Here is a 13256-nt window from a genome sequence, read left to right as displayed (position 1 = left end):
ACGATCCTAACGCATGCGTTAGTGGTTGAGCAGCATCGACCAGGAAAAACGCAGTTTGTCGCGTTTTTTTTCGATCGCTTGATTCAACTTTGCCACAATTCGATCGTTTTGGCTCTCGATAAATCGTTCGACAATGACTTCTTGCATCACCTCGCCCCAGGCTTCTGCTGCGTCGCCGCCAATTTTGCTAACCCGGTCGATCTCGAAGGAGGCAAGCGTTAGCTTTGCACCCTCAACGATCGGTTCTGCTACCACCGCAGGGGGGACTTCGGTGTAATCGAGATACAAGCCTATCGTGGACGTTAGCTGCAGTTGAACTCGTAAGTGCCCGGTCACCGTCACGCTATAGAGTTTGATGCCATAGTTCCAATGTTCGACTTTTGCCATGAAGTGCATCGTCGACTCAGTGATGGAGCCGATTTGCCATCGATCATCGTCGGTTAGTTTTGCCGATTGGATGGTCGTGGTGGCAGCATGCGGCGTGTTGACGTCGGGCAGCTTGATTTCGTAGCGAATCCAGCGACCGTGATTCACCTCTTTGAAGCGGCGATGCGTTTTCAGTTTCAATCCGTCAAACTTTGCTCGTACCCCAGCCCATATTCGTTTTGTGTCACCCCAATCTTTATCGCCCTGATAGACCGCAGGAACCTCTTGCATGGCACGCGTAGCAAGCCACTGCATCGAGTCCTTGGCTTGGGATTCGGAAACCGAAATGATTTGTTGTGCTTCGACCAAACCGGCCATTGAATTTAGCACGAGGATGGCAATGAAAGTGAGCGACCACGGCCCAAGTCGCGATCCCTGCGACTTGCAGCAGACATGCAACGCACTCGCGACGACAAATTTGTTTGTCAGCGAAATCAACGTTAGCGATAGACCACGCAGAAGTAGACGCCATCGCGACCGGTGGCCATCGCCGCTCCTGCGACGCTCATCCGTGGATCGTTTGTGAAGCAAGCCGATACTCCCGAAGGCGAATAGGAACTCGACCATCCGACCCCTTCGTAGGTCCCCGGTGCAAAGGATCCTGGAGGATGATTCTTCAATCCTTGCGATGCCATCAATGCGGCGCGTTGCTCGGCGACCGCTTGCAATTGCGGATCAAATCGTAGCGTGCCGACGCCGCTGCGAGCACGCTGGGCATTCAACGCCCCGAGGACGTTGGACGTTCCACCGCGGGGTTGCATCGTCGATACCGCAATCGTACTGGATTGCGATCGCCCAGGCACAGATTGAATTTGTGCCGGTCCAATGGCGGGCGTTCCCGCTGGAATTCCCGTGGGGTGGGACCACGAAGTGGACGTGACCGTCGCGGGCGGAGCGGAGTGCGAATGCACCCTTCCGCACTTGTGACAGAAGTTCTGCTGAGACGCCCGCACGACGGTGTTGGCGGCCCCATGGGTTGCCAGCATTCCAGTGGTGGTGATCAGTCCAGCCAAAGCCACAGACAGCATTCGAAGCATGCCGTTTCCCTTTTCTACGAACCAAGAACTTTCATTTGACGAGAGTCGTTGGCAGAACGAGAAGGGGCACGGTCTTGGTGTTCGATACGAGCGTGCCCAGAATCTCAGCCAATCAACGAGCCCACGAAAATGCAAAGTTTGCCGATTGGGCGAAAGGGGGCGTAGGGTAGAGAAGGCGAGTTTCTCTAGAGTTTTATTGTTGCGATTACGCTAAATCAACTGTCTCGCACGAGTTACGCCAGCAACGGACAGACAGAAAACGGGGTGGATGGATAGGTAGAATAGGACGTTAGGGTTAAATGCGACTGCTAGCACGCTTTGATGGTGTAGGTCCAGCGGAGGGTGCCTGAAGCGTCCGTCGAAGCGGGGCGAATCTGCGTTTGATCGCCGTCGATTGTCAGTTGTGAACCTTCGCCGGCCTCGATTTTGAACCGTGAGTTGGGGCGGTAGGTGCTGCCCAAAAACTCAGGCGTCTGCTTGCAGCGGCAGGCAAAATCAAAGAACAGGGTGGGCTCTTCAGCCGCTTCGAGCCAATGCACGCTGACGCTCCAGTGGCTCACACCGGCCGCTCCCACGCCCAGCAGTGCATCGCCGACGGGCAGCGATTCAAGCGAAAGTTGTTGAATGGGAGGTGAGCAGGGCCAGGTTTGGTCCGCCGTTCCATTGACGCTTGCCATCACGGTGTTTTCACCCGTGGGGGAATCCGCACCAAGGATCTGGTGTACAAAGCGGTCTTCGCACCAATGGAATTCAACCCGCAGCGAGCCATCGGGCGACTTGAGTGCAAGCGGAGCGGTGGTCACGCGGTCACCTCATTGCCGGTCGCGAGGTTTGAAAATGCCGACAACAGCTTCAACCCATCCGCTTGGCTCTTTTCGGGATGGAACTGTGTGGCAAACACATTGTCTCGCCAAACCATTGCGCAGAACGGGCCGCCGTAATCACACGTCAGTGCAACGACTGAAGGATCCGTTGGGCGAACGTAATACGAGTGAACGAAATAGAAGTGGGCCTCGGGGCTGATCTCTTTCAGCAAGGGTGGTTCGGTTTGGTGCGTCACCGTGTTCCAGCCCATGTGAGGCACTTTAAAGGAATGAGGCAATTCAAAACGAACCACGTCCCCCTTTAGCACGCCTAAGCCTTCGTGTTCGCCGTGCTCGAAGCCGCGTTCGAAAAGCAATTGCAGCCCCAGGCAGATGCCAAGAAAAGGTTTTCCGGAATCGATGAAATCTCGAATCGGTCCAGCCAAATCGCGGCGGCGAATCTCGTTCATCGCGTCCCCAAACGCTCCGACGCCTGGCAGGATCAACTTCTCCGCTTCCGCAATTTCACGCGGATCGGAACTGATTCGTGCAGAGCCGCCGACGCGTTCAATTCCTTTTTGAACGCTGCGGAGGTTTCCCATCTGATAGTCAACAATGGTGATCATCGTGGTACAGGCAATGACTTTTGGAAGAAATGTGAAAGAACCGTGCGAAAATCGGCGTGCTCGACAATATCGGTGAGGACGTATTCTCGCAACCTGTGGTTCACTCGGGGGTGGGTGCGCTAACGACGTTGGGAGCGCACGCGCCACACCGCGATAAGAAACATCCCAACCGGTTTGGAATTCGTTTCGGTCAGACGTTGGATCGAGGTTAAGCCACCGCGTGGTAGAGCGCGCGTGCTTTTTCGGGGTCCAGCGGCACGGGGTTGAACGTGCCCGTCCATTGCTGGAGCGCTTCTTCGGCCAACGATTCGATTTCCGACGGTGGGATCGACAGTTGTTCGAAGGAGGTGGCGAGTCCGGCGTCGCGAAGCCACTCGGTGACCATCATCGCCAAGCGTTCGGGCGCGTTCTCGTTCGTGGCGGTGGGGTCGATTTCCCGCAGCAGTTCCGCGTACCAATCGGGATGATCCAGCCCGTTGAGCCGAATCACGGCGGGCAACATCAATCCGACGGCTTGGCCATGCGTGACGTCGTGCCGAGCGGTCAACGGATTCGCCGTCGCGTGAGCTGCACCGAGCATCGAGGTTTCGATTGCCATGCCGGCAAAGTGGGCTCCGAGCTGCATCTGGCTGCGTGCTTCGCGATCATTGGGGTCCGCCAAGACACGCGGAAAGCCTTGCGCCAACAAGCCAAATGCACGTCGCGAATAGGTCGTCGACATCGGATTGCGGCGTTTGGTGACGTAGGTTTCGATCGCATGCGAGATCGCATCAATGCCCGTCAGCGCCGTGACCGATCGTGGCTGGGTCATGGTCAAATCGGGATCGAGGATCGCGATTCGGCAAGCCGCACGAGGGTCGCCGCAAGGCATTTTGACGTGCGTTTTGGCATCGCTAATCAAGGCAAACGATTGGGCTTCGCTGCCCGTGCCCGAGGTCGTTGGCACGGCGATCATCGGCAATAAGTCGGTCGTCGCTTTACCGACTCCCTGGTAATCATGAATCGTGCCGCCACACGAATAAACAAAATTGATTCCTTTACAGCAATCCATGCTGCTGCCACCGCCGAGTCCAATCAACAGATCGGGTTTGACCTTGGCCGCATGGCGGACTCCCGCGTCGACCATGTCCGAGGTCGGATTTTCGGCGAAATCATGAAACGATTCGACCTGCAAACCACTGGCGTTCAGCGACGCCACAGCGTGTTCAAAATGTCCTGCTTTGATCAATCCAGCGTCGCTGACGACCATCACCCTCTGTGGGCGAAACTCGGCCGCTAACTCGCCAAGTCGCGAGAGCGTTCCAGCGCCAAAAACCACACGCGTTCGGCTTTGGGTATCAAAGGGCTGCATGGCAGGCTCAGCAAAAAGGTGGGAGGGCGGCAAAAAGGTGGGCTTTGATCGCAAAACTAACATTGCACCGTGTTTACATCATATCTTGAGGCCCCAGCAAGGGAACCTACACCGCGGCGGGGTCCCCCAGACGAATGGAGTGCCACGCGGTGCTTGATTGACGTCGAAATCGCCGCCTCTTCAAAAATGGACAAAACCTCACTCGATCCACCCACCCTGTTTTAACCGTCAAAATGCCGAGTGGTTTCGCCTAATCGAGTCGCATGCCGCTATTGATCCGACCAGACGGCGAATTCATTTCCGCTCGGTTCGGTGAACTGGAATCGCCGTCCGCCTGGGAACGAAAAGATCGGCTTGATGATCGTCCCGCCAGCCGACTCGACCTTGGCCTGAGTTGCCTCGAGCTTCTGGCTGTAGAAAACCAGCAGTGCCGATCCATTGGAGGTGAGTGCGGCTTGATCGGATTGAAAGAATCCGCCGTCGAGACCCTCGCCGGTGAACGCACTGTACGCCGGGCCGTAATCCACAAACGACCAACCAAATGCATCCTGAAAGAATGACTTTGTTGCGGCGAGGTCGTTGCACGGGAACTCGACATAGTTCAATTTTTCGTGCTCATTCATTCGTTCATGCTCCGCTGTTATTCGTAGATTGGGAAGAAAGTATTGAACGCGGATTCACAAAAGTTGCCGGGATCATTGAAGCGGCGATGACGATCCAACGCATCGATCGTTTGCATTTCCTCGTTCGTCAATTGGAAATCAAACAGAGCGATGTTCTCTTTTAATCGCTCGAGTTTGGATGTCTTGGGGACGATCGCGGTGCCACGCTGGATGCCCCAACGCAACACGACTTGTGCCGGTGTGCGACCGTGATGTGATGCGATCTCTTTGATCTTCGCTTGCTCGATCACCGCTTCCCCCGACTCGGCCATGTTCAGCTGGAAATACGACTGCGCCCCTAGCGGTGAAAATGCCGTCACCGCAATCTCGGACTCGCGGCAAAAACGCAGCAATTTTTGCTGAGTCAAATAGGGGTGCAATTCGACTTGCAACATCGCCGGCGGCGTGTCGCTTTGACTCATCAATTCTCGGATCAAGGCAACACTGAAGTTACTGACGCCGATCTCGCGAACCAAGCCTGCCGAAACCAATTCCGTCATCGCTTGCCATGTTTCAATCAGCGGAACTCGGTCCGGTTCCATCTTCGGCAAAGCCGCATTGGGATCGGCGAACCAGCCCGGCGGATAGCTTTGCTCGAACGGCACAAATTTCTGTGCGATCGGAAAGTGGATTAGATACAAGTCGAGGTAGTCGAGTTGCAGATCGGCAAGCGTCTTTTCGAGTGCCGGTCGCACATGCTCGGGGCGATGGTAGGTGTTCCATAGCTTGGATGTGATCCAAAGTTCTTCACGCGTGACTTTGCCATCGCCGATCGCTTGACTCAGTCCGTTGCCCGATTCGACTTCGTTCCCATAGTCACACGCGGAATCGAAATGTCGGTAGCCGCAATCGATCGCGGATTGGACGACATCGGCGGTTTCGGCTTGGTCGATCTTCCACAGTCCAAGTCCGACCGAGGGGACGCTTCGCCCGCTTTTTAATTGGATCGATTCCATGATGTTTAAGAATGCTCTCGTGTCAGTGCGTTACGAATGAAAGACGAAGTGGTTTCGACAATCTAGCGGACACTCGAAGACGCATCCACCGCGACTCGTGAGGATCCCGTCTCTTACGCTGCTCTGCTCTGCGGCTGCCGTAGTGGACGTGGCTACACGTCCCTTTCCCAGCATCGGATGAACTTTCCCAACCTCGCAGAAAAGGATCTTTAGCAAGCTCCACTACGTTTCAGTTGCATCAGGCCTTGTTTACGAACGGAGTTCGTGCCACGCATCAAAATCTTCATCCACCGTAACACGCAAGGATCCCGTCGGATGACAAAGTTTTCGACTGCTCTGCGGCTGCTGTAGTGGACGTGGCTACACGTCCCTTTTCCTATCATCGGATGAACTTTCCCAACCTCGCAGAAAAGGATCTTTAGCAAGATCCACTACGTTTCAGTTGCATCAGACCTTGTTTACGAACGGAGTTCGTGCCACCCATCAAGATCTTCTTCCACCGTAACACGCAAGGATCCCGTCGGATGACAAAGTTTTCGACTGCTCTGCGGCTGCTGTAGTGGACGTGGCTACACGTCCCTTTCCCATCATCGGATGAACTTTTCCAACCTCGCAGAAAAGGATCTTTAGTAAGCTCCACTACGTTTCAGTTGCATCAGACCTTGTTTACTAACGGAGTTCGTGCCACCCATCAAAATCTTCATCCACCGTGACACGCAAGGATCCCGTCGGATGACAAAGTTTTCTACTGCTCTGCGGCTGCTGTAGTGGACGTGGCTACACGTCCCTTTCCCATCATCGGATGAACTTTCCCAACCTCGCAGAAAAGGATCTTTAGCAAGCTCCACTACGTTTCAGTTGCATCAGACCTTGTTTACGAACGGAGTTCGTGCCACCCATCAAAATCTTCATCCACCGTGACACGCAAGGATCCCGTCGGATGACAAAGTTTTCGACTGCTCTGCGGCTGCTGTAGTGGACGTGGCTACACGTCCCTTTCCCAGCATCGGATGAACTTTCCCAACCTCGCAGAAAAGGATCTTTAGCACGATCCACTACGTTTCAGTTGCATCAGACCTTGTTTACGAAGGAACGAATTCACTCGGTCGAATCGATCCCAAAAGTCAGCATCGAACACACGTAATTCGGGATAGCCCGGAACGACACAGCCTGAAAACTTGTACTCGGCGAACTTATCAACATCGACCAACCCCGCACGCTCTGGGTTTCTGGCAATGTATTCGCAAGCGTTTCGGAACTCTCCTTCATGTCGTTCCTCTTCCTTGAAGACGTGATCGTAGCTTTGGTCCTGTAGCTGAAAACCAATTCGATTGAGCGAATCATTGACCGTTTTTCTAAAATGCTTCATCGCGAGCAGTTGATCACTACCAGGAGAAAGCCCCATCCACACCATATGGAAATGGTCGGGCATCAGACAAAAAATGGGGCAAGCCAATCCGTAGCGAAACAAGGTATGCGTCATCAGTTCGCGAAAGCGATAGAGAAAGGTGACGGACAACCATCCTTGGCGACGTTCAACGATTGTCATAGACCAATGGACAATCGCATTGCATTGGTAGTATCGCGGTGGAAGTCGGCGCAAGTGATCGCGTTGTGTCATCGCCATGTTTCCAATAAACGTAGTGGACGTGGCTAAACGTCCGTTTTCTCATATCGAAGAACGTTCCTGGCATCGGAGAAAACAGCCTTGAACCATTGTACCGTTCCAAGCGATGGATCTTTAGCGAAATAGCAAAACAGCAACATCGTACCATTCAGACGAATGCTACGATTCCACGTGTCGTAGTGGACGTGGCTACACGTCCTGCCGCGATGGGCACATCCCAAGGCTCGACCTTGATCTCAGGATCTTTAGCAAGATCCACTACGTTAAAACAAACATGCGGCGAACGGGGGCAAACAGGGGCATAGCATCTTTTGCGGGCACGCGAGACTAGCGAGAGCGGACTTGGCCTGCACCCAATAGACGGATCCAAGCAAAGTAAGAAAATCGGACTAAAGTCGGGTCGGTTTTTCCTAAGAGAAAACGCCGATGAAGAAATCTAAATTTACTGACGAGCAGATTGCTTTCGCGCTGAAGCAGTCTGAGGCCGAAACTTGGCCCGAGTGATTGCAAGAGACTCGATTCATTCACGATGGTCTGCCCATCGGTTGCTGCCGACGCAATTTGGAACGTTACGGAGAGCAGAGCTGCCCTCCGGAGACCATCTGTCAACTTTTAGCAATGATTGGGACGCTTCCTCAATCCGGAACGGCATGACTTGTGAATGCAAAAGTCGTGTTACGGTGTTAGGCTCAATAATCTGCCATCTTCCGTTGCCACTTTCAGCGTACTTCCATCCGCTGTCATTTGCGTAATCTTCGAACTTTCTTGCTGTTGACGCAACAAGTTGCCTTTAGCGTCGAAGGCATAGATATTCCCTTTTCGCGTTCCAGCCACAACTGTCATCTCTGATTGCACCGGCATTGTGACAATCGCTGTGGCGGCGTCGCCAAGCTGACGCAACCAGCGGAGTTTCCCGTCGGCGCCAAAACAATAGAGATATCCGTTGTCGGAAGTAGCCAGTATTTCGTCGACACCATCGCCATCCAAATCCGCAGTGACAACATGTCGGACTTCGTCACCCGTGTCATATTGCATGCGTACTTTACCCTTGAAATCGGTGTGATACAGGGTGCCATCACCACCGCCGAAAATGACGCCACGAGTTTTATTACCCTCAAAATTTCCAGTGGTAATGTCATAGCAGATGGGGGCCGAAAATCGTCTTCCCCATAATCGCTTGCCGTCGTGGCTGAGCGCCCAGGCTGTGTAATAATGTGTTCCTGCGAGCACTTCCTTTTTTCCATCGCCATCTAAGTCAGCGATCGTCCCCGATCTAGATGGATGCACCGTTTCGTATTGCCACAGTTCCTTTCCGGCACCGTTATAAACGTAGAAACGCCAGTTTTGGCTGCCGATGACCACTTCGTCTTTCCCATCACCATCGAGATCCCCCATGCGCACCAGGTTCACATAAGGTTGCACGCGATAAAACGATAACTGCTGGCTCCATAATTCTTTACCGCTGGCATCAAGCAGCGTCGTCTTTCCATCTTGTCGGGCAATCGCAATTTCATCGATACCGTCTCCATCCACATCGCCAGCTGCCACATCGTTAAGCTGCGTGGGAAACGTCTTGCTCCATAACACTTCACCCTGTGGTGAAACCGCCAACAAATTGCCTTCCGCTGTGGAAGCCAAAAGTACTTTTGACGCGTTCGTTTGGAATTGGGCGGTCACGACCTTGGTGCAGGTGAAAGGAGCGGGATTGAGACTCCAAGCGGTTTGAAACGCTGCCGCCTTGTACTCCGATTCTAGGTTCGCAATGGGCGGAACAAGAGCGACCTTCTCTCCAGAGGCGTTAGCTTCAAAAGTGCTTTTAGAAGGCTCGTTGGTTTGTGTTTCCGCAAATATCGTTTTGCCTGGCGTGTTTAGCAGTTCGACGCTGTTATCTTTCAGCTGAACTTGGAGCGTTTGATCTCCCGTATTTAATTGCACGCCTTTATAGCCTTTCAAGAAATCCATTTCCCAGGGGTTCGCTTCGCTGTCTGGATTGCCCTGAAAAACCGTAGCAAATAAGTAATGCTGTCCCTTTTCTAAACGCACTCTTGCCGTGGCATTCATCGAGCGTACCACGGGATCCGCGTGTTTATATCTCGCCCAATTTCTGCTGCCCAGTTCTGCATCATTAGAGAGTTGCAACTTGGGCCCCTTGGCAACCTGAACCCACATTGAAGGGCCATTTTGGGTGAGGAGCATCCCGTCTTCTGTCAATTTCGCCGCACCAATGCCATGCCACCACAGGCGGCATTGAAATTCACCACTTTCCTGCGCTGTCACTTTATCCAGCACCATAAACGCCTGTTTATCTTTGAGCCAAATGACATAGCGATCCCAATCTGCATCGGAATAATCGGCGAGTTGCGTGTGACTGTAACCGTAATTTTCTGCGTCTCCATATCCCCGCAGCGCTGCGTAGGCAGGTATTTCGGACGCTTGGCCATCTCGTAAAATCTGGATGGAGTTTTGATATTTCACCTGAGATTTAAAGTAATCGTTATCGGCCAGCCAAATGCGATCAAACTGTGTCAATTGTTCCACGCTGTTCCCATCAAGATGACCGTGACCGCCGTTGTTGAGGCCGTCCAGCAACAGATAGGGCGAATTCACATCGAACGAATCGCGGAATGAGACTTTGTCGAAAAGCTGATTGTCTGCCGGTCTGGGCTCGACAGGAAAGGTGTTCACATACGCAGGTTCCAATGGCCACATCTTCACACCATCAAATCCAGATGGTGCATGCACCGGAGCGGCGCGTTGAAAATTGTAGAGTTGGAACACATTGCGATTGTTCTGTTTGAGCGTACTAGCCCACAACGCTGCTTGGTTCCCAGTGGCATAGGTCACCGCATTCAAGACCGTTTGCTCCGAAGTCGAGCCCGTCCACGCACCTGTGTCGCCATAGGGAACTTGGTAGCCCAGGTTGTTCATCGTGGCAATGCAATAATCGGACATGCGTTCCGCATTGCCATTTTCAAAAACCGTAAAATCGGGACGCGCTAAAGCGTAGCGCATGACATGGCCATCGGTGAGCCATTGATAGGTATTACAATCTTCGTAGCATTTAAAGTACTTTTGTTGATTTCCAAAAACGCGATCAGCCTGAGCCAGCCATTTTCCACCTTCCACCGCATCAGGATAGGCTTGGGAAAAATATAAGCCCGCGCGTAACACGCCCAATGTTGGAAATGTTTGATGGTTGAACGCAACGCGTCGCGGTGTCATCGTGGCTTTTACCACAACCGCCTCGCGCAGCCAGCGTGCCATGTTCCGCGCGACCTGCAACCGTTCGGTATCTGTCAGAGCAAGATCTTCCTCCATATTATCCCAGCCACTGACGACTTCGTAGGAAGGAAAATCACTATCAAATCCCCACATGCCGCCACCCATTTGGCTGGGGTCGTTGACGGCGCTTTTAGCATACAGGTCCCACAGCGCCACATATAACTTGGCTTCGTCGCTATTGCCTGATAGTTGATAGCGAAGCGCGGTCGTTCTTAGCAAACCAGCAATCGACGTATGTTTGCCGGTGTCTAAAATTTCTTGACCGCGTTTTAACCCGTCGGCGACAGTGTTGGGATTTTTCTTCTTTTTGAGCCATGAGTAACGACGCAGGAATGCCTCGCCATATTTGGCATCCAGGAATTTGGGAAACGAAAGTTCTTTTTCAGTAAAAGGACGTTCGTTGATCTTTTGCACAAAGGCATCTGTGGCTAGTTTCAGCCCCGCATCGTCAGAGGCACCCACGACAATCGCGCCATGCCCATTGCCAAATGGGTCATGCACCGTTTGCAATAGATAGCCTGTGGGGCCTGGACAAACGGAATCAACTGGCGTGAATTGACGCGAATACAAAAGCAGCATCGCGGGGTTATCGAAGACATTTCCTAGCAAAATTACATTTTCGGTAAATTCGCGATCCGCTGTCGTGCCCGGACGCATTTTCAGCGAAACCCCCGTTTTCTCCCGGACCGCTTTTACAATTTGGGTAGCAGCACTTTTGCCCACTGCAGAATCGGGATACAAAACCGTGGCAAAATCATTGCTGTGCACAACAGGTATCGTGCGCAGCAGCTTCTTGGGCTCCGTCACGTCATCAAGCCCAAGTACCGGTGGCAAGGTGTGCAGGTTACTGATCTGCAAATCGAGAGGCACGTGTTCGGTTCTTGTGCCGATGATGAATTCAATGCGATCAACGTGGGTAGGACGCCGGTCTGCAACAACTGCCGGTTCAGCTCTCAGGCTGCTGTCCGGTCCATCTTCCTGAAAACGAAACGTTTTCCAGTCCGTAGTCAATTCGCCCGACCAAGAAGCGAAGGACAAGCTCGGCTTTGTTTCCCCCTTATTGTAAGCGCGCACATAAAAAGCCAACGTGTTCGCAGGTTGAGTGGAACGCGCATCTACGGCAATTTGTTTGTTCGTCAGATCCCATGTTTTTCCTAACGACACCATAATGCCAAAATATTGACTGCCGCTTGCGTTGGAGCTTTTGACACTGCTAACCGCTGAAAGCTCCACTGCCCCATCACCATCAGAGCCATTGGAGATCACTTTGAGCTTTGATGCGGTGGAACCACCGATGCTGTGTTTGATTCCGTCAAGGCTATTCAAGGAAAGTACTTTTTCATGCTGTGCGAACGCCTGCGGCAACCTTGCATTTAGCAAACACGCTATCATCATCAACAAGCAACTCAATCGCTTCGCCATTCTCATCATCATCCAATCTTTTTCGCTTAGCCCCGAATTAGTTACCACGAACGTTTGAGGTGGAGGTATTCACCGCAATGGGTGACGCACAAGGTACTCTTCTCAAGCCACAATTCAATCCTTAGGTCAAGGTCCAAAACATCCGTCTGAGATAGTCGCCAGTTCCCGTACCGTCGATGGCGAGATTGAAGATGATCGTGCGTGGCTCGCTGTTCGATCTGGTTTCGCCCACTTTGGCCACCGTCGACCAATCGATGCAGCGACTCTGGGTGAGTGCCTGCGGTTGCGTTTTTCCCCCGTTTGAGCAACTTTGGTTGGCTAACGACCTCCTCTCTGTGGCGGGGTGCGCAGCCGACTGCAACGGGCGACCATGTCCATTCGCGCGCGAGGGCAAGGAGGATGAAACAGGCAAAACTCACCCACAGTATGTCGCGGCCTCCCCGCCATAGAGCGGCAAGGTCGATCGCGACATGCTCGTAAATCAAAGACGCTCAATGATCATAAAAACGGCCGCAGCAGAGTCATAACGCTGTTCAGATCCGCAGCGAAAGGATCATTCCTGTGCTCCACGATGATCGTAAGGTGACTGTCCCCCGACCTTCGACCCCGTGCGAATCTTGAACTCTGTCCTACACCACCCAAGGATGTGCTCTGTCCCCGTCTGGGATTTCCGTTTGGGATTTGCCGCCGGAGCATTATCCTCGTGTCGATGGCGGTCGGGATCTTTAGCAAGATCCACTACGGGGAGTCGGTAGTGGGCGTGGCTACACGTCCCTTTCCCGGAAGTTCAGCGTACTCGGCAGTCTGTTTTGGCAAGCTCAATGATGTTCGACCGGCATCAAGCCTCGTTTACGAAGCAACGAAATCACTCGGTCGAATCGATCCCAAAAACTCCTCATAGTAGCAAACGAGCAAACGGGGACAGAGCATCTTAGCAAACGGGGACAGAGCATCTTGTGGGGGCATGCGTGAGTAACGAGAGCGGACTAGCTGTGGACGCTCGGCACAGCTTCACGGTTGCCACGACCGAAACCATCGCCGAACACGGGGGATCTCGCTCGAGA

9 protein-coding genes are annotated in these 13256 nt (G+C 53.1%); all 9 read right to left on the bottom strand.

Features of this window, described 5'->3' with window-relative positions; translation table 11 throughout:
* Nucleotides 1-18: 18 nt before the first annotated feature.
* The 9 genes from Pla52o_RS13000 to Pla52o_RS12960 all read right to left on the bottom strand — a co-directional run bounded on the left by Pla52o_RS13000 (nt 19) and on the right by Pla52o_RS12960 (nt 12240).
* Complete coding sequence (locus Pla52o_RS13000) at nt 19-756, bottom strand: hypothetical protein (RefSeq protein WP_146595028.1); 738 nt, start codon at nt 754-756, stop codon at nt 19-21.
* Nucleotides 757-866: 110 nt separating this feature from the next.
* Entirely contained in the window at nt 867-1463 is a 597-nt protein-coding gene (locus tag Pla52o_RS27420; protein WP_231612298.1) for a CAP domain-containing protein, read from the bottom strand.
* Between the two features lie 308 nt (nt 1464-1771).
* Nucleotides 1772-2266 (bottom strand): hypothetical protein, encoded by a 495-nt coding sequence (locus Pla52o_RS12990; RefSeq protein WP_146595027.1) that lies wholly within the window; start codon nt 2264-2266, stop codon nt 1772-1774.
* Nucleotides 2263-2892, bottom strand: coding sequence for an imidazole glycerol phosphate synthase subunit HisH (gene hisH / locus Pla52o_RS12985; protein WP_146595026.1), 630 nt, complete (start codon nt 2890-2892; stop codon nt 2263-2265). The genes Pla52o_RS12990 and hisH overlap by 4 nt, the downstream gene beginning before the upstream one ends.
* A gap of 208 nt (nt 2893-3100) precedes the next feature.
* Entirely contained in the window at nt 3101-4243 is a 1143-nt protein-coding gene (locus tag Pla52o_RS12980) for an iron-containing alcohol dehydrogenase (protein ID WP_146595025.1), read from the bottom strand.
* A gap of 269 nt (nt 4244-4512) precedes the next feature.
* Entirely contained in the window at nt 4513-4866 is a 354-nt protein-coding gene (locus Pla52o_RS12975) for a VOC family protein (protein ID WP_146595024.1), read from the bottom strand.
* Nucleotides 4867-4883: 17 nt separating this feature from the next.
* The gene (locus Pla52o_RS12970; RefSeq protein ID WP_146595023.1) at nt 4884-5861 is read right to left on the bottom strand and encodes an aldo/keto reductase; all 978 of its coding nucleotides are present in this window, start codon (nt 5859-5861) and stop codon (nt 4884-4886) included.
* A gap of 1042 nt (nt 5862-6903) precedes the next feature.
* Nucleotides 6904-7482, bottom strand: a complete 579-nt coding sequence (locus Pla52o_RS12965) for a hypothetical protein (RefSeq protein ID WP_231612297.1) — start codon at nt 7480-7482, stop codon at nt 6904-6906.
* A gap of 681 nt (nt 7483-8163) precedes the next feature.
* A complete protein-coding gene (locus tag Pla52o_RS12960) occupies nt 8164-12240 on the bottom strand; it encodes an FG-GAP-like repeat-containing protein (protein ID WP_146595021.1) in 4077 nt (1358 codons plus the stop codon).
* Nucleotides 12241-13256: the final 1016 nt, after the last annotated feature.

It is taken from the genome of Novipirellula galeiformis, assembly GCF_007860095.1.
GTDB classification, from domain to species: Bacteria; Planctomycetota; Planctomycetia; order Pirellulales; family Pirellulaceae; genus Novipirellula; species Novipirellula galeiformis.
Note: the sequence above shows the minus strand (reverse complement) of the source record. Positions and strands in the feature narration are given on the sequence as shown.